We start from the raw sequence: 25203 nt of genomic DNA, 5'->3' as shown, positions 1-25203 counted from the left end.
AGGAATCTCGCGCAACCTAATTATTGCAATTTTAAGGTTTTTTTTTAATTTCAAATGTGCCACTTTCTGCTACAGTTTCCTCATCGATACGCTGACAAGAATATTGTCCTTTAATTCTGCTGTTGTAATACTTTCCCGTTGAGTCGGAGTAGCGTAGTTCTTGCCAAATTTCTGCTTCGACGTTATCGTATTGATAAACTGAGCCGCTTAAGAATTCTACCTGCAATTTTTTCTCTGTTTGGTTATAGGCGATCGCGGCTGCCATTGATGAATTAACTGGTTCCCTCGTAATTGTTTTACCTGCTGCTAGATTGTTGACTTGTTGTAGCCCTTGATACGCTGCGGTAGGGGCTGAAATTTCGACATACTCTACATCTTTGCCGCGATCGATTAACAATCCCAGTTTGTCTTGTTCGTGTCCCACAGCAACAATCTTGGTTAAATCAATTTTGTTTAATTTCATGGCAATGCTTCCTTGTTTTTGCCGATCCCGAAAGACTTATAGCAGTGAACAGTAAACAACGATAAGAGCTTATGCTAGTAAGGTTTTCCGAAAATTAGGATGTCTTGAGCCATCTCGTTCTCTGCTATATTAGCTAAGATAATTTACGTTGACTAAAAAGTCAATATAAGCAGAAAATTTTTTATTCGGCGATCGCATCAAATTAATTCATGAAGCGCATTAATTTGCCCAATAGTCTGCCTAAAGGCATAGACAAAGGAGAATAACTTATTTAAAAATGGAGATGTCTGTAGCTATGTTTAGGCATTACTAATGGAAGCAAACACTTTATCCCAAACTTCTAAAAATCAACAAAAAATTAACGAACAACAAGACTTTAATTTCGAGGAATGGGCAAAAGCGGTTAGACCGCAGTTGCTAGCAGCATTGCGGAAAAGATCGGCTTCCTCTTCATAAAACTTACGCCGATTGTATTAGTGGTAAAAAATGGGTCAAATAGACATTCTTAGATTTGAGGTAGAGTCCTTGACTATTTGTCCTGATTGTGCTAGAGGAGGTTCTCTAGCTGCGGATTTTCTCAGAGCAGCGATCGCCTGCTGAGATTTGCTAATTTCTTTTTGCGCTTGTTCGTAAAGTGTAGATGGTTGAAGTAAAGATTTTGTCAAGTTGATGAGAAAAACTACTAATTAGTAGATTTCAGAAATTTGGCAGAGACTTAGGAATTAATCTGTAAAATCGGTCTGAGCGAGTTGTAGTCAACTTCAGGCGGATAGAAAGTAGAATAAATACAATTTTTACCTAGTGCTTTTGCTTGATAAAGAGCCACATCTGCGGATTTAATTAAGGAAGAAACTGATAGCTTTACGGAAGGAATCGTACTAGCAACACCGCAACTAATAGTGACATATTGGTTAGGAGAAGATTGAAAATTAGGTAATTTCAGTGATTCTACTTGCTGGCGCATTTGTTCGGCGATCGCGATCGCCGTTTTGAGATCGTAATCCAAAAGCAGAGCGATGAACTCTTCCCCACCGTAACGTGCAAGTACAGAAGCAGTATTTTTGCTCGCTTTGGCGATCGCTTGACACACTTGCTGCAAACAAGCATCGCCAGCAAGATGACCGTAGTAATCGTTGTAATTTTTGAAAAAATCGATATCGCAGATAATTATCGATAAAAGTTTTTGCTCTTTCAGGGCTAGTCGCCAGCTTTGTTGCAAAACTTGCTGGAATTTGCGGCGGTTAGCGACTCCGGTTAAAGGATCGCTAGTTGCCAGTTGATGTAATTTTTGGTTAGCTAGCTTTAACTGCCGACAAAGTTCTGATTGTTGAATGGCGATCGCCACTTGAGCCGCGAGTTGTCTTAAAAATTTAATTTCCCACTCTTGCCATTCTCTAGCACTACGACAATGATGTGCTGTCAGAATTCCCCAAAGTTGAGGTTTATTTTCTCGAATAACTTTTGCTTCTCCACCACAGTTATCTTCTTTTTCCCAGATTGAATTTACCTGCTCTTTCCATTCACCTGTTTGCCAAATTGGTACAGTCAACACTGCTTTAACTTGACGACAATTAATCGTTTGTAAATCTTCAGCGCTCATTTGAGAGTTAACATCTTCTAAGACTTGAATCCATTGGCTATCTTGCTGACAAACCCAAGGAAGCACTAAGTTGTTCAACAGTGCTTCTGTATTTCCACAACAACTATTTGCGCTCATAGCTTCCACCAAAATTTTGCCTGATTCTGGCGAGCGGGCTGCCAGCTCGGCGCAGCCATCATAACAACGATAAATCAAAACTCGATCGGTTTTGAGAAATTGTTGTACTTCAGCAACCGTAGTTTGGAGAATTTCTTCTAATTGTAAAGATTGACGGATGCGATCGACTATTTTGCTTAAAAGACGCTCTCTTTGAGCTTGTTGGCGATTCGCTTCTTCTGCTCGCTGGCGTTCGATAGCATAACGTAACGAACGAATCAATAAATCCTCGCTAAATTTACCTTTAACTAAATAATCTTGCGCTCCTGCACGCACTGCTTCAATCGCTAAATTTTCATCATTTAGAGCAGTTAAAACTACTACTGGAATAGTTTTTACTTGTTCTTTCACTTTGATGAGAGTATCTAATCCCTTACTATCGGGGAGAGATAAATCTAACAAAATCACTTCAAACTGTTCGAGTTGCAAAAATTCGATCGCTTGCTCCAGACGAGCCACAGCTTTTAGTTCAAACCTAGTATGATAAACATCACCTAAAAGTTCTCCGATCAAATCAGCATCGGCGGCTTCATCTTCTACTAGCAGGATTTTGAGAGATTGGTTAGAGGTAAGCACGAGTTAATTTAATAATTTTGCTATTTTTTTTTTCAGTTTTAGCTTTTCGCTATTTTTTTTAAGCTAACCTTTGTCCATAATTAGAATATAACCTATATCTACTTAAAGAAACAATGTAAACAAATCTTAAAATTTTTTCAGCGAACGAGCAAAGTAAAGTAAAAAGTTGAACCTTTACCGAGTTGAGATTCAACCCAAATACTTCCACCATGAAGTTGAACAATTTTTTGACAAAGAGCTAAACCAATCCCAGTACCAGGGTATTCGGTAGAAGTATGTAAGCGCTGAAAAATTTGAAAAATGCGTTCTCGATACTTAGCTTCGATCCCGATACCATTATCGCTAACAGCAAAAAGCCATTCGCTTCCTCCAAAAGAAGCACAGATCGCAATTACAGGTGGCTCTTCGCGGCGGTATTTAATCGCATTACCAATTAAATTTTGAAATAGCTGTACCAATCTTTGACGATCTGCCATCACCAGAGGGAGTTGTTCGCAATCGATTCTCACTTGATTTTTGGCGATCGCGGCTTGGAGATTAGATTTAACTTCGATAACGACTTGGTTACAATCAGTGAGGGTAAATGGTTTTTGATTTCTACCTACTCGCGAATATTCTAACAAATCATTAATTAGCTGTTGCATTCGCAGCGTACTACTCAAAATATTGTTAATAAACTTGTCGGCTTTGGCATCAAGTTGATTTTGATAGCGTTTTTGCAACAATTGCACGTAACTAGCAATCGTTCCTAAAGGCGCTTGTAAATCATGGGAAACCACATAAGCATATTGTTCGAGTTCGGTATTCGAGCGAGCTAACTCTTGACGCTGGCGGGATTCTGCGGTGATATCTCTAGCACTACCTTGTAACTGTACAATACGACCAGTAGCATCAGTTATCGGGACTAAAGAAGTTAACCAGATCGAAATTCCATTTGGAAGTACGAGGCTTTCTTCGTAGTGAAGAGGAGTTTGACGAAGAATTGCTTCCTGACAGCGTTTTTGGAGTTTAGCTGCTTCGGTGCTTGGTAGCACTTCAATTAAATTTTTCCCTACTAGCTCCGATGCAGGTTTACCTAAAACTTTTTCTTGAGAAGGATTAACTTGAGCATAAGCAAACTCATTCTCAGCCAATACATCTAAGAGAAAAATCGCTTCCAGAGAATGATTAAAAATACTCGCATATAACGCTTCGCTAGCCCGGAGTTTTTCCCAAGCCGAGGCGCGATCGCACCAGCTATAAATCATTTCCCCGGCTACTTCCAGCAATTGTACATCTTCGTAAGCCCAATTTTTGCGGTTGTTTTTGGTATTATTAAAGCCAATCATTCCCCAGATTTCTCCAGAGTGAGTAAAAATTGGCACGACCACCAGGGAACAAATATCGAGTTGTTGCAAGAATTTTTTTTCTCCTAACGCCATTTCTGGCATTTTCTCCACATCAGAGATCGCCACACTTTCTTTTTTCTGCAACTGTTGAATCAACCAAGGAAATCGAAAAATATCGACATTTTGCCAATTCTCAACCGGAGCGGAAATTTGACCGCAGCACCACTCCGAGATTCCCTCAGCGATTTTGCCATCAGCCCGGAAACGAGTAAGATAAGCAATATTTGCATCCACAGCGATCGCCAGTGTTTTCAAAATTTGCTCGAAATTTACCGCTTCAGTTGTCGCTAATTCTTTTGATACCTTTGCTAAAACTTTCTCCAATAATAAACGATATTGCAATTCTTGTTCGGTACGTTTGCGTGCGGTAATATCGCGACAAATCCCGGCAAAACGATAAACTTCTCCTGACGAGTTACGAACTGGAAAACACCGATCTAGCACCCATACCACCGCTCCATCCGGACGAACAATGCGATATTCTTGTTCGATAGTTTCGCCTTTTTCAATTTCCCCCAAGAAACTTACTACTTTTTGTCGATCTTCAGGATGGATAGATTCCAGCCAAACCTCGCGGCGATCGTAAATACTTTGACAACTCCTACCCCAAATTTCTTCAAAAGCAGGACTAACATAAATAACTTGCTTCATTTGGACATCTATCATCCAAAAACAGTCGCGAATACTATTAACTATTTGGCGCAATTTAGATTCGCTTTCTCTTAAAGCTGCCTCTGCTTGTTCGCGCGAGCGAATTTCTTGCTCTAACTGTTGATTTTTCTGTGCTAATTCTTGATGGGCTGCCCGTAATTGTAAATGAAAATTAATCCGCGCTAAAACTTCTTCCTGCCAAAACGGTTTGGTTATATAATCGACAGCCCCAACCTCAAATCCTTTTACCTTGTCCAGTTTATCTGTCAGTGCCGTCATGAAAATCGTGGGAATATCTCGAGTGCGACGCATAACTTTCAAGCGACGACAAGTTTCAAACCCATCCATTCCCGGCATCATCACATCTAATAAAATCAAATCGGGGGAAACCTTTGCTAACTTTCGCAGCGCACTCTCACCCGACTTAGCAACCAACACCTGAAAACCCTCTTCTTGCAAAAAGCTATAAAGCAACTTGAGATTATTCGGGCGATCGTCAACAATCATAATTGTTTTTTGCCGAGTAGCTTTCATAGTTCCTCGTTGATAACTAATAACTAACAGTTGCGGTAACTGTTAGATCTCCTCCATAAACTGTGCGACAAAATCAAAAATTTCTTCTTCTTCAAAATCCCGCGCTAGTTGTAATAACCTATTAACAAAAGGCAAATATTGCACATCTAACTGTTGGATACGAATAGCTTCTGCTTCTACCCTCGCGATATCACCTATTTCAGCAGCTTGATATAAGCTAGCAAGTTCTGCTGGCGGTGGTGCAACTATGGTTTGATTTTCTTGATTTTCTCTGGCTAACTTAGCTCCATTATGTTCAACAATCCACTCTAGCTGCAAAAAATTCTGTAATTTTAATAACAATTCTTCTGTTTGAATCGGTTTGGCAAGAAAATCATCGCAGCCTGATTCTCGACTTTTTTGTCGATCTTCTTCATAAACGCTAGCACTTGTAGCAATAACAATTGCTTCTTGATATTCTGGTAACTCTCGCAACCGCTTAGTCATCTCAAAACCATTCATTACTGGCATCATTAAATTAGTAATAATTAAATCTGGTTTAACTGCGGCAATTTGTTCTAAACCTGTAACTCCATTTTCTGCTTCCAAAATCTCAAAGCCAAGAGGTTCTAACATACTCATAATTACAGAGCGGTTTTCCCAAATATCGTCAATTACCAAAATTTTGCGACTTTCTCCTTGAAAGCCAACGATATTATTCGATATACTTCCTGGTGCAGGTTCAATTTGTCCTGAAACAATCTGCAAATCAAGAGCAAACCAAAAAATGCTTCCCACACCAGGGGTACTTTCTACTTGAATTCTTCCTCCCATAATTGAGACAATTTGTTGGGTAATCGCTAATCCCAACCCAATCCCTTCACCTCGTTGTATAGTTTCTTCTAATTGCTCGAAAGGTAAAAAGATTTTTTGTAATTTCTCCGCAGATATGCCCGCACCTGTATCTTCAACTTGAAACTTGATTTTTTGGCTATTACTATTGGCATTTTTTTGCTCTTTTTCGTTGATTATTTCTACCTTAAAAGTTACGCCGCCCTTTTGCGTAAACTTGGTTGCATTAATCAAAAGATTAAGCAAAACTTGTTGTAGTCGTTTTTTATCTGTGCGAACCCAGGTTGGTAAATTGGGAGCGGGTATGTAATTAAAGTAAATTCCTTTTTGTTCGGCACGAAGGCTGCAAAGCTCAACCACTTCTTGCAGCAATAAACTAAGAGATAAATCCGTAGGATAAAGTTCAAATTTTTGGGCTTCAATTTTAGCAATATCTAAGAGTTCGTTAATTAAATTTAGTAAATGAGAACCGCTCTGGTAGATAATGTTAATACCTTCTTTTTGTTTAGGAGTAAAATTTTTCTCCCGGCGTAAAATTTGCGCATAGCCGAGAATTCCATTTAAAGGAGTGCGAAGTTCGTGACTCATATTAGCAAGAAAATCGCTTTTAGCACGGTTAGCAGCTTCGGCGGCTTCTCGTGCTTTTTTTAACGCAGCTTCAGTTTCTTTGCGAGCGGTAATATCTTGTATAGTCCCGAATATTTTGATTATTTTTCCAAAAGGATTTTTAGTTACTTTTCCTTTGCTGTAAACATATCGCACTGAATTATCCGGTCGTATAATTCTAAAATCAAGTTCACAACCTTGACCTGATTTAAGTGCTTGTTTTAACGCTTGTAGCCACATTTTTCTGTCCCCGGGATGAATTCTTCGTAAATATTGTTTTAAATTCGGTTCTCCTCGTTCTGGTTCTAGTCCAAAAATATGGAAAACCTCTTCACTCCAGGTTACTTTTTCAGTTATTACGTTATATTCGTAACTACCTAAGCTTGCTAATTTTTGTGCTTCAGCTAATAAAGCTTCTTTGGTTCTCAACTCTTGAGTACGTTCGGTAACTATTGCTTCTAAATTTTCTTTATCTCGATCTAGTTTTTCGATTTCTTGAAAAGCTCTTAAAGCTGTGACTACTGCTGTTACTAGCTTAGATTTAGTTAATTCAGTTTTGGTTTTATAGTCATTTACATCGTAGTTAATAATAACTGTACTTTCGGGAACTTGACCGGGCTGTCCGGTGCGAATAATAATACGTGCTAGTTCGTTTTTGAGGGAGTTACGGATATAATTAATTAATTCTAAGCCCGAATCATTTTTTTCCATTACTATATCAAGTAAAATTACCGCGATATCCGGGTGATTATTAATAATTTGTTGAGCTTCTTGTTGAGTATAAGCGCTAAAAAAGTTGATTTTTTTACATGCAAAAGTAAAGTTTTTTAAGGACAATTTAGTGACATCATGAACCTGGCGATCGTCATCGACAATTAATAACTTCCAGTAGGTATCTGTTGACGCAAATTGTGCTATTTCTTCTTCAGCAAAGACTAAATCTCGATCTCCTTCATCTTCAGATAAAGGTGAGTTTTCCTCCCTTTCTGTCATTAGTTATTCTCCTTAATAATTAACTACAATCATTCTTGTGAGTTACTAGCTAAACTATTTACAAAGCTGACGCGATCGCCAAAAATAACTAAATTGGTATAGACAAATCTTTACTAATCGGAAACCTGATGATAAACTTTGTCCCAACTCCCTCCTTACTTTCACATTTTATCGTTCCTTTAAATTGCTGATTAACTAAATTATAAACAATATGTAAACCTAATCCTGTGTTACCTTGATTTCGTTTGGTTGTAAAAAATGGCTCGAAGATTTTCTTTAAATTATCTGAATTTATCCCCCGACCATTATCCATATATTCTAGAATCATTTCCTCTCCTTCTAGCTGAAAATTAATAGTTATCTCTCCCGTTTTCCGCTCGTCAAAACCATGCACAAACGAATTAATCATCAAATTAGTAATAATTTGTGCAAAACCTCCAGGGTAACTATAAATCGCAATATTTTCATCTCCATTAATTATAACTTGATGTTGAGATTTTTCGCTCTTTCCTCCTAAATAATAAACGATCTCTTCTAAGTATTTTTTGACCTTAAAGCAGCGTTGCAAATCACTAGAACGATCTACAGCCACTTGTTTAAAACTGGTAATTAAGTTATCCGCACGACTGAGATTAGCTAAAATTATACGACTACTATCACTAGCAGTATCTAAAAAACATTCTAGCTCGCTTCTTTTCAGTTTACCAGTTTGATAACTATTAACAATAATTTGTGTATCTTCTGCTAAAGTAGAAGCAGCAGTTACGCTAATACCGATAGGGGTATTAATTTCGTGAGCAACTCCTGCTACTAACTCACCTAGGGCTGCCATTTTGGCTGCTTCTACCAGTTTAGTTTGAGTGGTTTTTAATTCTTGTAATGTTCGAGCTAATTGTTCATTCTTTTCTTGCAAAGTTTTTTGCAATTTCCGCATTTTTAAGTGAGTTTCGATTCGGAGCAAAACTTCGGTGACTTGAAAAGGTTTGGTAATGTAATCTACACCACCAATACTAAAAGCTTTAACTTTATCTAAAACTTCGTCAATAGCACTAATAAAAATAACGGGTATTTCGCGAGTGACTGGCGAACTTTTCAATTGTTCGCAAACTTGATAGCCGTTCATTTCTGGCATGACAATATCAAGTAAAATTAAATCTGGAGGATATTTTTGGGCAGTTGAGAGGGCTAATTTAGTATTTGATGTTGGTCTAATTTTGTAGCCGTGGTGACTTAAAAGATTAACTAGAAGTTGTAAGCTTTCCAGCGTATCGTCGATTAATAAAATATCTGCTTTATTTTGCCTATTCTTTTGTTCATTCATAGTTGTTAGCCAGTGCGTCAGCTTGAAAAAATCTAAACATTGAGAAAAATAAAATTCCCAAATTAGTTATAACATTGGCGGCAGGCTTAAACCTTGAAGAGATTTTGCTTTTTGTGGCAAATTTTTACTTTGAATTAAGATTCCAAAACCACCTAATCCAGTAGGATCGATGAGTTGATGAAGAGCATCGCGTCGCGCTAAGATTTGTGGTAAATTCAATTTTCCGTTAGGAAGAGAAGAAAGGCGATTTCCTAATCCTAACGCCATTAAAAACATTCCTTGCTGGGTAAAACCAATTTTCTCTAAGCCGCATAATTCTCCCTGACGCTCTAAGGCGGTAAAATCAACAAAAGCAGTAATATCTTGCCGTCCAATATTTAGGAAAGGGTTGTTGTGACGGCGGTGTTGATAATAACATTGTCTGGTTCCCTGCGCTCTTTGGGGATGGTAGTATTTGGTGGCAGGATAGCCGTAATCAATGGTTAAAAGATAGCCAAGTTGCAATTTTTGCGCGACTGTTTTGATCCAATCTAAAGCAGCTAAGTTTACTTCGCTACGATAGCCATCTGGGTAATTTTCGGGATTTAGATCGATGTCGATGAGTTGAAAGTATTCTGTTATTTGGGGTGTGGAGAGAAGAGCGGAAATTTCGAGGAAATTTGCTTTGGTTTCTGATGAAGGAGTATCGAGAGAATTGGTGACATAAATTTCTTGTAGTTGTCCTTGTTGAAGGATAATTTGATGGACGGGGAAAGCATCGACTAATTCGTTGGAAAAACAGCAGCCAATTAGGGAAGCAGGAGGAATTTCTGCCCAGGTTTTCCAGGAAATTTTCATACCTTTTTCTAACCATTGCTGTAATAATTGTTGCTGTTGGGTAATGAGAGAGGGGGCTTGTTCGATGATGATATATTCAAGCTGGGTGAGAAAGTCGGGATGATGTAAGCTAAGATATTGCAAAATATCTGTGGCGAGAAGTCCCTGACCTGCACCCATTTCGACTAACATAAAAGGATTAGGTTGTGCTAATAATTCCCACATTTGCACGAATTGAATGGCGAGTAATTCGCCAAAGTCTGCACTGAGTGAGGATGAGGTAAAAAAGTCTCCTTTTGAGCCAATCTGGACAGTACCACCTGAGTAATAGCCATACTGGGGATGGTAAAGTACCAAGTTCATATATTCGGCGAAGGTAATTCGCTTTTGGGGGCTGTTGGCGATCTTTTCTCGGATTATGTTTGTTAGTTGTTGGTTGTTCATTTTTTGGGGATTGGGGTTTTCAGTTATCAGTTATCAGTTATCAGTGACTAGTTATGAGTTATGAGTAGAGAAGATGGGGAAGATGGGGAAACTGCTAAGTGTTGACTGTTGACTGTTGATTGGTAAATGTGGGTAACTGCTAACCGATCGCTGTTAGTTGATAAGGTGAGATATGTCTACAGGTTCCTATGAAGAGAATAGTTTAGGTTGGCAGTTGTCGCTACTGCGTCGGAGGGTTGGTGAGTGGTGGGAATTGCAAACTAATCGAATTGCGGATAATATACCTGATGTGCCGGAGTTGTCGTGGTTAGATTCGCCGATGATTCAAGCGATCGCCAAATCTCTTTTTTGGTTGTTGGTGTCTTTGTTGGTAGTCTGGACGGCATGGCAGATTTGGCAAGTTTTGTCTCCGTATTTGTATATTCTTCGCCAAAAATTAGGTCAGCCGAGAGATACAACGGTGACAAAGCAGAGTCAGGAATTATCAGTGAAGGGTTGGTTGGCGCGATCGCGCCTATTTCAAAAAGAAGGTAATTACCGAGAGGCTTGTCTTTGTCTTTATTTAGCTATGTTACAACGTCTCCACGATCGCGAAATTATTCTTCATCAAGCTAGTCGTACTGATGGGGAATATCTCAATTTAGTCGGGGATTTACCTCAGCCGCAACCCTATCAAACGATTTTTACTTCTCATCAACAACTTTTGTTTGGTGGTAGGGAAGCAACCGCGCAACTTTACGAGATAATTCAACAAGCTTATCAGGATCTCGATGTTGAGGCGGAAAAGACATGAAAATATCGCAGCAACGACTCTGGATTTTGGGCGCGATCGCACTGGGAGTTATCTTCCTTCTCAGTTTAATTGCGGCTCCGAGTAGAAGTCAATTGAATAGTGGTTCGACTTATGGACGCGATCCTGATGGTTATGGGGCGTGGTATGCTTATATGCAAGCACGAGGAACTGAGATTCAACGTTGGGAAAAACCGTTTCAGGAGTTGCCCGAAAGTGAGTCAATTAACAGCCCAATTACGTTTGTGCGCGTTTTCAGTCGGTTGACAGAACAAGGTTTTTATGATTTTAGTCGCGATTGGGTGGCGAAAGGTAATACTTTGGCGATTTTGGGGGTAGAAAAACCAGTTACTGAAGCCGAGTTTAGTACCTTACAAGCTTCTGAGGTGGGGGAAATTAAGATTGAGACTAAGCGACGAGATCCCGAAGCGAAAGAAGTAATTTTAGGCGATCGCTATGGGGCGATCGTTTGGGCGGAAAAGGTCGGTTCGGGACGTATAATTTATGCTACGACTCCTTATCTTGCGGCTAATGCTTACCAAAATGCTGCCGGGAATTTTGCTTTTCTCGCTGAATTAGTTAGTAATGGATCTCACCCGATTTGGATCGATGAATATATTCATGGTTATAAAGATCGAGAGCAAATTCAAGAGGAAATCGGCGAAGATGTCATTAGTTATTTGCTGAAAACTCCTTTATTTCCCGCTTTTGTCCAAGGATTGGTTATTTTATTAATTGTGATTTTCGCTGCAAATCGTCGTTTTGGACAACCAGAAATTCTCGCTACTCCAGTAGTTAATAACAGCGAAGCTTACATTGATGCTTTAGCTGGAGTCTTACAAAAAGCAGGTAGTACGGAATTCGTGCTAGAAGTATTAGGCAAAGAAGAACAACTGCAATTGCAAAAATCCCTTGGCTTAGGAGATATTTTACTCGAAGAACGCACATTAGTCAGCGCTTTTGAGCAACAAACTCAGCGCTCGGGTAAGGAATTAGCCCAACTCCTTAAATTACAAGCTGAAAAACGACGGATTAGTGAAACGGAATTGCTACATTGGTTGAGTAAATGGCAAGATATTCTGGGGACTGGGGATTAGGGACTGGTGATTGATTACTGATTACTACTAACTATTGCAAAAATGAACAATGAATTATTTACTCGTATTAATAACACTGTCGGCAAAATTGTTGTCGGTCAAGCGGTGGTCGTTCAGCAGTTGCTAGTAGCCTTATTAAGTGGGGGTCATGTGATTATTGAGGGGGTTCCCGGAACGGCGAAAACCCTAACCGTAAAAGTCCTTGCAAGGCTGATACAGGCTGATTTTCGTCGGGTACAGTTAACGCCAGATATTTTGCCTTCAGATATTTTGGGGACGAATATTTTTGACTTGAATACCCGTAGTTTCACGTTAAAAAAAGGACCTGTTTTTACCGAAGTATTGTTAGCAGATGAAATTAATCGCACTCCCCCGAAAACTCAAGCGGCACTTCTGGAAGCAATGGAGGAACAACAGGTAACATTAGATGGGGAAACTTTACCGCTAGCAAGCTTATTTTGGGTAATTGCGACGCAAAACCCGTTAGAATTTGAGGGGACATATCCTTTACCAGAAGCGCAGTTAGACCGCTTTTTGTTTAAAGTAGAGGTAGATTATCCGGGTACAGTTGCGGAAAAGCAAATGTTACTTAACGCACAAAAAGGCTTTCAAGCAAAACGTTTGGATTTAGCAAAGATTAAGGCGATCGCTACTGTAGAACAAATCCTCGGCGCTCGTCAAGCGGTACAAAAGGTTAATGTTGAAGATAATTTACTCGATTATGTCTTGGCTTTAGTCCAGCGTACCAGACAACATCCAGATTTGGCTTTGGGTGCGTCTCCTCGCGCTGCTGTTGCTTGGTTACAAACGAGTAAAGCTTATGCTTGGTTGGAGGGAAGAGATTTTGTGACTCCGGATGATGTGAAAGCGGTTGCGCTTCCTTTGTTGCGTCACCGTTTAATTCTCAAACCGGAAGCGCAATTGGATAATTTACAGATGGATGCGGTGATTAGTTCGTTATTGAAACAAGTCGCAGTCCCAAGGTAAGGATAAACGGAAAAAAATGATTCCTGCAAGCAGATTTTATTTACTTTTATTACTAGGTATTCCCGTTGCGGCAATTTTGGCGATAATTTTCAATGTGGCGATCGCGCTACTAACAATCCTCGTCTGCGATCTTTTTCTCCTCGTTGTCGCTTTCTGGGATGGATGGAGAGTTAAAAAGCACAAAATAGAAATCAAGCGTCAACCTTTCGGACGACTTTCGATCGGACGAGATAATCCAGTAGTCTTATCAATAGTATCTCGCGATCGCCCTGCGCGTATTCTCATCCGTGACTATTATCCGGTACAATTTTCCGTTTCTCAATCCACTCTGACGGCTACTTTACCAGCAAACACGACTCAAGAATTAACTTATACAATTCACCCAGATTTGCGGGGAGAGTTTGACTGGGGTGACATCCAAGTGCGACAACGAGGTAAACTAGGTTTAGCTTGGCATGATTGGCAAGTAACAGCCAAGGAGAAAGTAGCAGTTTATCCAGACTTGATCGGTTTGCGATCGCTATCTATTCGTCTGGCGTTAGAAAATACTGGTACAATGCGACAAGCCCGACGTTTAGGACAAGGTACAGAATTCACCGAATTACGAGAATATGGAATTGGTGACGATACACGCTTGATTGATTGGAAAGCTACAGCCCGTCGTAGTCGTCCCTTAGTCCGAGTTTTAGAACCAGAAAAAGAACAAACCTTGCTTATTTTACTCGATCGCGGCAGATTAATGACCGCCAGAGTCGAAGGATTAAAGCGCTTCGACTGGGGTTTAAATGCTACCTTATCCTTAGCCTTAGCCGGATTAAGTCGCGGCGATCGCGTCGGAGTCGGCGTTTTCGATCGTCATGTTACCACATGGATACCCCCAGAACGCGGTCAACATCAACTTTCTCAACTAATCGATTATCTCACACCCATTCAACCAGTATTACTCGAACCCGATTATTTTGGTGCTGTCACCCGACTCGTAACTCAGCAAACCCGTCGCGCATTAGTCGTCTTAATCACCGATATTATCGATGTTACCGCTTCTACAGAACTACTTTCCGCGCTGATGCGTCTCACTCCCCGCTACTTACCATTTTGCGTCACCCTACGCGATCCTTTAGTCGATAAAATTGCTCATAATCCCAAAACTACCACAAAAACAGAGGCTGAGGAGAATCTCACTTCAGCAAAACCAGCCAATTCTGGAGAAAGTATAACCGCATATCGTCGCGCGATCGCCCTCGACTTACTCGCCCAACGTCAAGTAGCCTTTGCTAAATTAAAGCAAAAAGGAGTCCTCGTCTTAGATGCACCTGCTTCACAAATTAGCGAACAACTCGTCGATCGCTATTTGCAACTCAAAGCCCGTAACTTACTCTAACTTAATATTTTAGTCTGAGTTAAACAGCGATTAGACAGTTACGCCAAATTTTTTCTCTAAACTCATGCAACCTCTTTCTCTTGGCAACATTATTAATGTTAGTATCAACCTTTATCGTCAACATTTCAAATTGTATCTCCGGCTAGCTTTATTTGCCTTTTTATGGTTGCTAGTTCCCCTCTACGGCTGGGCAAAATTTTTATCAATTTCTGCTTTAATTTCTCGTTTAACATTTAACGAATTAATTGGCAACCCAGAAACTCCCAAATCAGCCCGTCGTTATCTCAAACCTCGCACTTGGGGCTTTTTATTAACAAATATCTTAATTCTCAGCGCCCTATTTTTCACCTTAGTAATTTCTTTTATTTTAGCTTCCATTGTAATTTGGATAATTTTTATTACCCCAGCATTGAGAAGTAGCATAGAGATTCTTTTAGGTGAAACCTTTGTTACCAATAATATTTTCTTAGCCTTGCTTTTTATTTTTGTCTTTATCTTTTTTCTTTTATCATTATATTTTGGGGCAACTTGGTGGTTATACTGTCGCTTATTTATTGCTACTCTACCATTAGCAATTGAAGCCAAAATTAATCCTGTTACAACTATTTTTCGTAGTTTCCGATTGACAAAAGGTTATTTTTTCAAATTCCAAGGAATCCTGATAATTGCCAGTTTAGTAATTACTCCCTTGGAACTTAGTTTATATTTTATTTCCTTAATAGTTATCGGAATATTGTCCGTATTCGCCAGCAACTTCAACAATTATCAAGTTTATTATTCAATGGCTTTAGAAATATTTTATTTAGTAATTTTTGGGATAAATATAATAATTTTGCTGCCATTTATTCAGAGTATTAAAGCAGTAATTTACTATAACTTATTACTACATCGAGAAGGTTTTGGCTTAGATTTAGCTAGGAATAATTTATTCCCAGAAACTAAATTAAGCCAAGGAAACTAACTCTCACTTCTCACATCTTCCACACTCAAATTAAGAGCTTCTGCAACTTGTTCCACACTCAACCCCATCGCTAATAACTTCGGAATTGCTTCTCTTTGCGTCTGTTCTAAACGATTAGCACGTTCTCGTTCCAATGTAGCCTGTTCAGAACCAGTTAGCAACAGATTACCTTGTGCATCCCACCAACGCAACCAACGTTGATTTTGGTTTTGATAATTCCCTCGCCATAAACCCAATTCTACACCCAAAGGTGGAATAGGATAATGTCCTCTTGCGTTTGGTTCTATGCGTTGATAAAATCCACTAACTAGAGTGTAAACTTCGAGATTACCGCTTCTAATTTCGTAGATTCCGTAATAAGGAATACGAAGAATTTGTTCATAAACCCAAAACTTACCAGGTTTCGTTCTTTCTCCCTGCTCAGTGACACGAGAAACCGGAGTGCGATCGCGCTCCTCCGAACCATCCCCACTAGCAAATTCTAACGCAATTAGCGGCGCAATATGCTCCCGCCAAATCACGTATGAACGCCGAATTTGCCCCTCTAACAAGGGTGGAACGTTAGGAACGTAGAACCAGTCAGGAGCCTCTGCACCTCGCTCTGGAGGCTCAGTTTCGCGCCAATAAATGCCACAATCTTGTCCGATCGCATATTGTCCATCGGGATGTAAATTTTCCAAAACCGATCCGAGGGAATCAGTTAAAATAATACTTTGGGGATGCTCCTGGAAATTTTTCACAAAAGTACCATCCGACTCTGGTAATTGAGTATGGTCGGGAAAAGGTGGTGGTAGAGTAATTTTGTCTATGTTTTTAGTCATAATTGGTGGTTAGGGATTAGGGATTAGGGATTAGGGATTAGGGATTAGGGATTAGGGATTAGGGATTAGGGATTAGGGATTAGGGATTAGGGATTGGGGATTAGGGATTAGGGATTGGGGATTAGGGAGACAAGGAGTATAAACTGATAACTGATAACTGATAACTGTTCACTGAACCCAGTCCCCAATCACCAGTCCCCAATCACCAGTCCCCAGTCCCATACTAAATCTTTTTTCGAGCGCAATACAAAACTAACAGAATAAATAAACCAATTCCAACAAGATATTTAATAGGATCGGGAATAACTGGAGAAGGAGAAAAGAAACCTTCAATAACACCTGCGATCGCTAACAAAACAACGACACCAAATAACAATTGTGCCGCTCGAGATCCATAATATTTTAAAGCATCAATGCGGCGATATTTTCCGGGGAATAAAATTGCTCTCCCAATTAGCAAACCACCACCACCAGCTAAAAAGATTGCAGGTAATTCTAAAGCACCGTGAGGAAAGACAAAAGCCCAGAAAGGATAAGCTAAATTATTTTGTCCGACTAAAGTTCCCACAGCACCAATTAACAATCCATTCAGTGCCATAATATAAACAGTATAAATACCAGCAGTAATTCCACCACCAACAGCACCAAAAGATACCGAAAGATTATTAATCATAATATTTGTACTGGCTAAAGGTTCAATCCCCACAATCGAACCCATCCATAACTCACCGCGATCGCGTACCTGGTAAATTAAATTGGATGGTACTATCAACGACATAAATGCTGGATCTTGCCAAGCGTACCACCAAGCTACTAAAGCTGCCACCAAAAAAATGCTCGTGGCGATCGCTGTATAAACAAAAGTACGTTGTACCAAAGCTGGAAAACCCCAAGCGCAAAATTCCTTCACCGCTTCCCATTCTTGACGGCGCGAACCCTGATAAATTTGGTTATAAGCGCGAGAAGTTAGCTTTTGCAAATCTTGGCACAAAATATGACCAACTTGATGAGTTCTCGCCCTTGCTAAATCCGCCGACACCGAACGATATAAACTGGCTAATTCCCTGATTTCTGGCGCCAGGAGCGACTTTAATCCCTTTTTCTCCACTTGAAGCAAAAGAGCATCTAATCGCTTCCAGTTGGATTCTCGCCGCGCTACCCAACGTTGAATATTCATAAAGTTTTCCTGAAAATTACTAGAACTAGCTTATTGCAAAACGCAATTTATTCACCCCTGGATGATAATAACGAGTGAACCCGTAAGTATAGCCAGCTACCGGGCTTCCTAATTTAACGTCGTTATTTTTCCTAATGTAGGGGGTTTGGATTTTAAGATGAGTAATGATGAGTACCGAGGGTATATGCTACAAAGCGGACTACAACGCGACTACAGGAGGGTCAATTGAGTAACGGACGAGTAAAAGAATGTTATCCGAAAAAACCGAAGAGTAGAAGGCAACCAGGGCAAAGCTTTGGGAATATTACAGTCACATCTGCTGCCGAGGCATACGAACACTGTCGTCAAATTACAGCAAAATACTCGAAGACGTTTTACCTCGGCACATTGTTAATGCCCAAAGCGAAGCGTCAAGCAATTTGGGCTATTTATGTTTGGTGTCGTCGTACCGACGAACTTGTAGATGGACCAGAGTCAGATTTTACTACCCCGGAAACTCTCCAGTGTTGGGAAGAACGCTTGGAATCACTCTTTGCCGGACAACCTCTTGATGACCTTGATGTGGCGCTAGTAGACACTCTCGAACGCTTCCCAATCGAGATTGAACCTTTTCGGGAGATGATCGCGGGACAGCAGATGGATCTCTACCGCAATCGCTACGAAACTTTTCGGGAGTTGGAACTGTATTGCTATCGGGTTGCAGGAACGGTGGGCTTGATGTCAAGTGCTGTTTTGGGTTCCGATCGCTACTACTTTACTGCTCCTTGGCATCATCAGGAGGCAAATTACGTTCCTACCGAAGAAGCGATCGCTCTGGGAATAGCTAATCAACTAACTAATATTTTGCGGGATGTCGGTGAGGATGCGGGGCGAGGGCGGATTTATCTTCCTCTGGAAGATTTGGCACGCTTTAATTACTCCGAAGAAGATTTATTTAATCGGAAAATTGATGAACGCTGGCGGGAATTAATGCGTTTTGAAATTAAACGCGCTCGTAAGTTTTATCGAGAGGCGGAAAAAGGTATTCGCGCTCTCTCTCGTGACTCCCGTTGGCCTGTTTGGGCGGCTTTGATGCTTTATCAAGGTATTCTTGATGCGATCGAGCGTAATGATTATGATGTCTTTAACAAAAGGGCTTTCGTTCCTCAAGGGGAAAAAATGCTCTATCTACCTGTTGCTTGGTTGAGGGCGCAAGTTCTTTAGCTTTTCTCGTTGGTCAAGTGTCGTTTTCTTGGCAGTTGACCAATGGGTATTGCTTTTTCCTCTATTTGATGGTATATTTAAATCAAAAGGATTTTCTTTATAATGGGAATCTGAGCAAGAAAAATTAATTGCAAATATCCCATTGTATTTAATATAGCGTCAACCCCCGAAAGATTTTGTAACTTTGGATACATTTAACTATTTTTTTCATCAGGAAGCAAAACTTGATAAATAGCGAGAGGTTCTTCTTTGCCCTTAACTTTAACAGAATCATCAACAAGATGAAGTTGAAAAGCCTGTGGATGAGCCAAAGCGACTAACACCGACTCAGTAACCAAAACATCGCAGTGGTACTTACGAGTAAGATTTTCCACACGAGAAGCGACATTAACAGCATCACCAATAACAGTAGACTCAATCCGAGAAGCAAAACCCACAGTACCCATAACCACATCACCTTGGTGAATACCAATCCCAATTTCCAAATTAGGCAAAGCTTGACGAATTCGTGCCTCATTAAACTTGCGTAACGCAGACTGCATGGCTAAAGCTGCTTCGAGAGCGCAATCAGTATTTTCTTCATCAAAAAGTGCCATAATAGCATCACCGATATACTTATCGATAAAACCGCCAGACTTTTCAATTACAGCCCCCATACAAGCGAGATAATCATTTAACAAAGCAAAAGTTTCTAAAGGAGACATTTGTTCCGACATCGAAGTATAGCCTCGAATATCAGCAAAAAGAATCGTCATCGTGCGAGTAGAAGCAACTCCCACCTGAATATTTTCGATCCCCTCCGAAGCAATCACCGTCAGAAACTTATCTGGGACAAAGCGTGCAAAAGATTCTAAAGTACGTTGTTGCTTATTAAAAGACAATTGTAACGCCCAAGCCATTTCATTAAAAGCAGTAGCTAACTGTCCAATTTCATCGCGAAGAGGAACTTCCGCGCGATGTTCCAAATCACCCGCAGCAATTTTAGCAGCACTAACTTGTAAACGTTGTATCGGATAACTCAATTGTTTAGCCAGGATATAAGCACCAACCAAACCACAAGTAAGTCCCAACCCACCGACAGCCAAAGCTTTGATAACTCCCTCAATCACAGCTTCGTTAACTTCTCGTAGGGAAACACCAAGACGTAAAGTACCAATTTTTTCACCTTGAGAATTACGCACATCATAAGCCACTTCCATAATTTGTTCGCCACGTTCAGCCCTTACTTCTCCTGGGGGAAACTTTAAATCGCGGAGAATAACCGTCTCAAAAATTTCGGCACCACCCGATAAATTTAAAGAAGCTTCAGTTTGGGATAAAGGAATAGCATCAGGGATATATTGTTCAGTAAACTCTTCAGGTAAAGCAGCGACAATTTGATTATCGCGACGTACATCAGAAACGAAAATATAGACTAATTCTTCATTGCGGTTAAACAAGAGATTAACATTGAGACGAATTTGACTCCAGCTTTCCTCCACCAAAGCATTTACCCAAGCATTAGCCAAAGCAACAACCATTTGTTGTGCTTGCTTGCGCTTTTGTTGACGGTAGACATAATTTACCTCCTTCACCCAGAGTAATACCACTGCTCCGACGATCGCTACAATCAATAGTGTCGTAGCCGTCATTATGCGAGTATGGATAGAACGAAATAAAGGTTTTTTCATCTGATGGTTGAGAGGTTAGCACTTTCTCAGGGGGTAGTTGCTATGTTACTTTCTGGCTTACTTACTTTTATTTCCTCTCTCTCTCCTACTGACGCGTGCATTTTTTGATCGAGAACAATGAATAGTCCCATCCAGTTTAATTCCCTGGAAGAAAAACTTAAACACTTTTTTGGTTTTGATTCTTTTCGTCCCGGACAAAAAGAGATTATCCAAGCGGCGTTAGCAAATCGCGATTTGTTAGTAGTGATGCCGACAGGTGGAGGTAAGTCAGTTTGTTTTCAGCTACCTGCATTACTCAAGCCTGGTTTAACAGTAGTAGTTTCGCCTTTGATTGCGCTGATGCAAGATCAGGTGCAGGCTTTATTAAAAAATGGGATTCAGGCTACCTTTTTAAATAGTAGTTTGGATTGGCACCAGACGCGATCGCGGACTGCGGCGATCCTCAAAGGTAAGATTAAGTTACTCTATGTTGCTCCAGAAAAACTCTTAAGCGAGAATTTTTTAGCTTTTTTACAGCAGGTAAATTCTCAAGTGGGTATTGCTGGTTTGGCGATTGATGAAGCTCATTGTGTTTCCGAATGGGGACATGATTTTCGTCCGGAGTATCGGCAGTTGCGACAACTTAGAGAAGTTTACCCCTTAGTACCAATTTGTGCCTTAACTGCCACGGCGACGGCACGAGTACGCCAAGATATTATCGAACAGTTAGCACTGCGACAACCTTATTTTCCGACAGCTAGTTTTGACCGTCCGAATCTGTACTACGAGGTACGTCAAAAACATCAATACTCTTACCGGGAAATTTTACAGCAAGTCAAGAAAACTGATGGTTCGGGGATTATTTATTGTCTCAGTCGCAAAAAAGTTGAAGAAATTGCTTTTCGATTGCGACAAGATCGAGTGAAGGCTTTACCTTATCATGCGGGGATGTCTGCTGAAGAAAGGACAGCTAATCAAACTAGCTTTTTACGAGACGATATTCAAGTAATTGTCGCTACGATCGCGTTTGGGATGGGAATTAATAAACCGGATGTTCGTTTTGTGATTCACTACGATTTACCTCGCAGTTTGGAAAATTACTATCAAGAAGCGGGAAGGGCGGGAAGAGATGGAGATACAGCTAATTGTTGGTTGTTTTTCAGTTATGGAGATGTGGCTAAAGTCAAGTATTTGATCGAAAAAAAGCCGGATCTTAACGAACAACGTCTGGCTTTACAGCAGTTACGGCAAGTAATTGATTATGGTGCGGGTACGGAATGCCGTCGTCGAATTTTATTAGCTTATTTTGGTGAGGATTTTCCTGGTAATTGCGGTAAGTGTGATAATTGTCTGAATCCCGATCCGAAAGAAGATTGGACGATTGAGGCGCAAATGTTTCTTTCTTGTGTCGCGCGCTGTCAGCAAAAGTTTGGCATGATGCACATTATTGATGTCTTACGAGGTTCGCGCAATAAAAAGGTGATGCAATACAATCATCATTTACTTTCTACTCACGGTATTGGTAAAGATAAATCAATTGATGCTTGGAAAATGTTGGGGCGATCGCTACTGCATCAAGGTTTATTGACTGAAACGACTGATGGTTATTCGGTGTTGAAGTTAAATGAGTACAGTTGGGAGGTATTACGCAAACAGCGTGCGGTGAAAATTGCTGTTCCTAGTAAGAAGAAAAGTCGCGATTGTCATGGTGGTAGCGATCGCGTGGCTGAGGAAACTAGAAGAATTGAGGTTGATGCTCTTTTTCAACGGTTGCGTAATTTACGTAAGCGAATTGCTGACGAACAAGGGATTCCTCCTTATATGATTTTTGCTGATTCTACACTCAAGTTAATGGCATTTCAGCAACCTCAATCTTTGGCTGATTTGGCTCAACTTTCTGGTGTTGGTGACTACAAACTTGCTTATTATGGCGAACAATTTGTTGCTGAGACGATCGGACATTGTCGAGAACGAAATCAAGCTAGTCTTAGCGATACTCTCCAGTTGACTTTGCAGTTGTATCAAGCCGGTTTCAGTTTCAAAGAAATTGCCGACCAAAGGCATTTTAGTACCGGTACGATCGCTTCTCATCTGGCTCAATTAATTGAGTTAGGACTAATTCGGGAGATCGATCGTTTTGTAACTCCCGAACGTCAGGAGAAGATTGAAAAGGCGATCGCTAGTTTGGGTCACGATCTTTTACGACCTCTTCGCGAGTTTCTCGGAGAAGGTTACAGTTACGATGAAATTCGCTTGGTTGTTGCTTGTTGGCGACGAGATTCTCGTTAGGAAGGAGAAAGTTAATAACTTAAAAAGAAGGATAATACCAGATAATTCTTGCTTCTTTCTTTTGTTTATATTTATCTTATCTAAGCTAGGTGAATTAAATAAGTAAATATTTTTATTTACTCAATGCGTGTTTTGATATTTAAATCAATGTCAAAAAACTGGGGACGCGATCGCCGAAAATAACGTGCAATTATTCGACGAATTTTCAAGGGGTTGCGCCTCGCTGTCAAATATGATACAAAAAGAAAAGGATGCTATACTACCCCCTTTCTAACTATTTTAGCAAACCAACCTGGCAAATCCAGTAACCTCGTCGGAAGAGAGGCCAAAATTTTCGCAAAATTTAATTTTTCCGGTCGAAATGACTCACGAGAAAAACTTTTTTTTCTTAAGTCTAAATACTTAAAGTATTTATGCCGATTGACATTATCCTAAAAATATGTAGCAAAAAGTAAAACAAATCATCGATTCTATTATTCTTTTGATATTTAAATCAATGTCAAAAAACTGGGGACGCGATCGCCGAAAATAACGTGCAATTATTCGACGAATTTTCAAGGGGTTGCGCCTCGCTGTCAAATATGATACAAAAAGAAAAGGATGCTATACTACCCCTTTTCTAACTATTTTAGCAAACCAACCTGGCAAATCCAGTAACCTCGTCGGAAGAGAGACCAAAATTTTCGCAAAATTTAATTTTTCCGGTCGAAATGACTCACGAGAAAAACTTTTTTTTCTTAAGTCTAAATACCTAAAGTATTTATGCAGATTGACATTGCCCTAAAAATATGCAGGAAAAAGGAAAACGATACATAAATACTATTCAACGAGAATTTGTTCGACAAAAGTGAGCCAAGGTGGATTTTGGGGGAAAAACTCCTGACAATCAGGAGAGAAAGCGAGAGTAAGCGGACCGCCCATACGCGAGGGAATCGGCTGACGTTTCTTTCCCCAAGCAGTAATCAACAGCACATCACAACCTTGAACGGCAGCCACAGGGATTTCAATCGGCTTATAAGGATTGCGGTGAACAATTGACTTACCTTGAATAATGACCGTTTCCTCAGACTCAACCTTAGCCGCTTGAAAAACATCACGAAGGCGCACGCCGTGGAGTTGAACCTTACCTGGAGACCAACCGCTATAACCAACAGCCTCTTCAATTGTGACCTGGGGGAACTTTGCCAAAGAGCGAGCATTAAATTTTCGATCGCCAACTTGCAGACCAAGATCCGGAGTTCCAGCGATCGCGTGAGTCAGATAAAACACCCAATAGCGATCGCCATACTTTTGTTGTAACTGGGGGTAATCGGTGTAAGGAAAAACCAAATAAAGAGGACCGCCATCAGAACGAGCAATTGGTCGCCGATCTCGTTCAAAAGCGACAATAATCGGATATTTTTGTAAATCCGCCCAACTCACCGTAGCACGGTAGCCATCATAAGCAACAAAAGTCACCTCAGTTACATCCGCATCCACGCCATAGCGATCGAGGAGAGTAGCAACCTTAACACCTCGAAACTCATAGCTAGAGTTAGCATTGAGACTATTATGAGGATCGCTAGTAACCACCGAGATCGTTTCCAAATCCTTAAGTTGAGCAAGACTCAAAGAAACTGTTTTCTGGTAGTTAATTTCGCCTTGAACAAGTAACTGCCATAACTCAAACTGCTGATTTTGGTTAAGATTTTTCATCAAGATAGCGTTAGCCGCGATCGCCTCTTCGTGTAATTGCGTTAATTCAGCCTCGCTATAACCAGAACTACAACTGGTTAACAAAGCTAAAACCGCAAAAACACCAAGATTGTTCTTCATCGTTGATAAATAGGAAAACTCCTAGCTAAATTTAGAAATAAGCTGGTTCATTACCAGATTTCCACTTAATATTACAACCCACACTCGGCTTTTGGTCAGTATCCACCACTTCACCAGCCAACAAAGCATCTAAAGCAGCACGAATATACTTACCATCAACAGGTTGCGACTCATCTAAAATACTATCATCCAACTGACCGCGATAAACCAACTGCAAAGAGCGATCGAAAACAAAAAAATCCGGCGTACAAGCAGCAGTATAAGCCTTAGCCACCTCCTGAGATTCATCGTAACAGAAAGGAAAATTGAAATCCAACTCTTGCGCCATCTCCTGCAATTTTTCCGGAGAATCATCAGGATAATTTTCCACATCATTAGCGCTAATAGCAACAATCCCCACATTTTTGTCAGCGTAATCTTTCCCCAAACGCGCTAACTCTGCTTTCACCCGACGGACAAAAGGACAATGCTGACAAATAAACATTACCAGCAAAGCTTGCTTATCTTGAAACTGCTCAAGAGTAATAGTTTCCCCAGATACCGTATCTAGTAACGCAAAATCCGGTGCTTTCGTTCCCAAAGGTAACATCGTCGATGCGGTTTTTACCATACTTTTTGCTCCTAATTGCTTTTACTGCTTACAAGTTAGCAAAA

At 40.3% G+C, this 25203-nt stretch carries 20 protein-coding genes; 8 read left to right on the top strand and 12 right to left on the bottom strand.

The genetic code is table 11. The features are described 5' to 3' along the window. Positions 1–31: 31 nt before the first annotated feature. Positions 32–463: a KTSC domain-containing protein gene (locus tag G3T18_RS08805; protein ID WP_224410175.1), complete on the bottom strand. Its 432-nt coding sequence runs from the start codon at positions 461–463 to the stop codon at positions 32–34. A gap of 312 nt (positions 464–775) precedes the next feature. On the opposite strand from G3T18_RS08805, the gene G3T18_RS08800 reads away from it, so the two are divergent. Continuing rightward, positions 776–919, top strand: coding sequence for a hypothetical protein (locus G3T18_RS08800; protein WP_224410174.1), 144 nt, complete (start codon positions 776–778; stop codon positions 917–919). Between the two features lie 35 nt (positions 920–954). Here the strand turns inward: G3T18_RS08800 and G3T18_RS08795 are convergent, their stop codons facing one another. The 6 genes from G3T18_RS08795 to G3T18_RS08770 form a co-directional block, all read right to left on the bottom strand. Beyond that, the gene (locus G3T18_RS08795; protein WP_224410173.1) at positions 955–1128 is read right to left on the bottom strand and encodes a hypothetical protein; all 174 of its coding nucleotides are present in this window, start codon (positions 1126–1128) and stop codon (positions 955–957) included. A 50-nt stretch (positions 1129–1178) separates the two neighbouring features. Further along, positions 1179–2795, bottom strand: coding sequence for a diguanylate cyclase domain-containing protein (locus G3T18_RS08790; RefSeq protein WP_224410172.1), 1617 nt, complete (start codon positions 2793–2795; stop codon positions 1179–1181). Positions 2796–2932: 137 nt separating this feature from the next. Continuing rightward, positions 2933–5368 carry a PAS domain S-box protein gene (locus tag G3T18_RS08785; protein WP_224410171.1) on the bottom strand — a complete coding sequence of 812 codons (2436 nt, stop codon included), beginning with the start codon at positions 5366–5368 and terminating at the stop codon, positions 2933–2935. A gap of 42 nt (positions 5369–5410) precedes the next feature. Beyond that, a complete protein-coding gene (locus G3T18_RS08780) occupies positions 5411–7798 on the bottom strand; it encodes a response regulator (RefSeq protein ID WP_224410170.1) in 2388 nt (795 codons plus the stop codon). An 88-nt stretch (positions 7799–7886) separates the two neighbouring features. Next, complete coding sequence (locus tag G3T18_RS08775; protein WP_224410169.1) at positions 7887–9119, bottom strand: hybrid sensor histidine kinase/response regulator; 1233 nt, start codon at positions 9117–9119, stop codon at positions 7887–7889. A 66-nt stretch (positions 9120–9185) separates the two neighbouring features. Continuing rightward, positions 9186–10379, bottom strand: a complete 1194-nt coding sequence (locus G3T18_RS08770) for a class I SAM-dependent methyltransferase (protein WP_224410168.1) — start codon at positions 10377–10379, stop codon at positions 9186–9188. A gap of 172 nt (positions 10380–10551) precedes the next feature. Between G3T18_RS08770 and G3T18_RS08765 the strand changes: the two genes are divergently transcribed. From G3T18_RS08765 to G3T18_RS08745, 5 genes are all read left to right on the top strand, one after another. Beyond that, complete coding sequence (locus G3T18_RS08765) at positions 10552–11172, top strand: DUF4129 domain-containing protein (RefSeq protein ID WP_224410167.1); 621 nt, start codon at positions 10552–10554, stop codon at positions 11170–11172. Then, positions 11169–12266 carry a DUF4350 domain-containing protein gene (locus G3T18_RS08760; protein WP_224410166.1) on the top strand — a complete coding sequence of 366 codons (1098 nt, stop codon included), beginning with the start codon at positions 11169–11171 and terminating at the stop codon, positions 12264–12266. Before G3T18_RS08765 ends, G3T18_RS08760 begins: the two co-directional genes overlap by 4 nt. Before the next feature lie 42 nt (positions 12267–12308). Next, the gene (locus G3T18_RS08755) at positions 12309–13253 is read left to right on the top strand and encodes an AAA family ATPase (protein WP_224410165.1); all 945 of its coding nucleotides are present in this window, start codon (positions 12309–12311) and stop codon (positions 13251–13253) included. 16 nt (positions 13254–13269) lie between these two features. Then, positions 13270–14634: a DUF58 domain-containing protein gene (locus G3T18_RS08750; protein WP_224410164.1), complete on the top strand. Its 1365-nt coding sequence runs from the start codon at positions 13270–13272 to the stop codon at positions 14632–14634. Between the two features lie 64 nt (positions 14635–14698). Further along, on the top strand, positions 14699–15595 hold the full coding sequence (locus tag G3T18_RS08745; protein WP_224410163.1) for a hypothetical protein: 897 nt from the start codon (positions 14699–14701) through the stop codon (positions 15593–15595). On the opposite strand, the gene G3T18_RS08740 is transcribed toward G3T18_RS08745, so the two are convergent. Together G3T18_RS08740 and G3T18_RS08735 are read right to left on the bottom strand one after the other, a co-directional pair. Beyond that, positions 15592–16416 carry a Uma2 family endonuclease gene (locus G3T18_RS08740; protein ID WP_224410162.1) on the bottom strand — a complete coding sequence of 275 codons (825 nt, stop codon included), beginning with the start codon at positions 16414–16416 and terminating at the stop codon, positions 15592–15594. The genes G3T18_RS08745 and G3T18_RS08740 overlap by 4 nt on opposite strands. A gap of 223 nt (positions 16417–16639) precedes the next feature. Beyond that, entirely contained in the window at positions 16640–17593 is a 954-nt protein-coding gene (locus tag G3T18_RS08735; protein WP_224410161.1) for a stage II sporulation protein M, read from the bottom strand. 303 nt (positions 17594–17896) lie between these two features. Here G3T18_RS08735 and crtB point away from each other — a divergent pair, with 303 nt between their 5' ends. Beyond that, positions 17897–18796 (top strand): 15-cis-phytoene synthase CrtB, encoded by a 900-nt coding sequence (gene crtB, locus G3T18_RS08730; RefSeq protein WP_224410213.1) that lies wholly within the window; start codon positions 17897–17899, stop codon positions 18794–18796. Positions 18797–18990: 194 nt separating this feature from the next. Here crtB and G3T18_RS08725 read toward each other — a convergent pair whose 3' ends face one another. Beyond that, complete coding sequence (locus G3T18_RS08725; RefSeq protein ID WP_224410160.1) at positions 18991–20466, bottom strand: adenylate/guanylate cyclase domain-containing protein; 1476 nt, start codon at positions 20464–20466, stop codon at positions 18991–18993. Between the two features lie 117 nt (positions 20467–20583). Here G3T18_RS08725 and recQ point away from each other — a divergent pair, with 117 nt between their 5' ends. After that, positions 20584–22734: a DNA helicase RecQ gene (gene recQ, locus G3T18_RS08720; RefSeq protein ID WP_224410159.1), complete on the top strand. Its 2151-nt coding sequence runs from the start codon at positions 20584–20586 to the stop codon at positions 22732–22734. An 819-nt stretch (positions 22735–23553) separates the two neighbouring features. Here the strand turns inward: recQ and G3T18_RS08715 are convergent. Both G3T18_RS08715 and G3T18_RS08710 read right to left on the bottom strand, forming a co-directional pair. Next, a complete protein-coding gene (locus tag G3T18_RS08715) occupies positions 23554–24549 on the bottom strand; it encodes a molybdopterin-dependent oxidoreductase (RefSeq protein WP_224410158.1) in 996 nt (331 codons plus the stop codon). Positions 24550–24580: 31 nt separating this feature from the next. Next, a complete protein-coding gene (locus G3T18_RS08710; RefSeq protein ID WP_224410157.1) occupies positions 24581–25159 on the bottom strand; it encodes a thioredoxin family protein in 579 nt (192 codons plus the stop codon). Positions 25160–25203 lie beyond the last annotated feature (44 nt).

Source organism: Oscillatoria salina IIICB1 (assembly GCF_020144665.1).
Lineage (GTDB): Bacteria > Cyanobacteriota > Cyanobacteriia > Cyanobacteriales > SIO1D9 > IIICB1.
The sequence above is the reverse complement of the archived record's forward strand: the minus strand, read 5'-3'. Positions and strand labels throughout refer to the sequence as shown.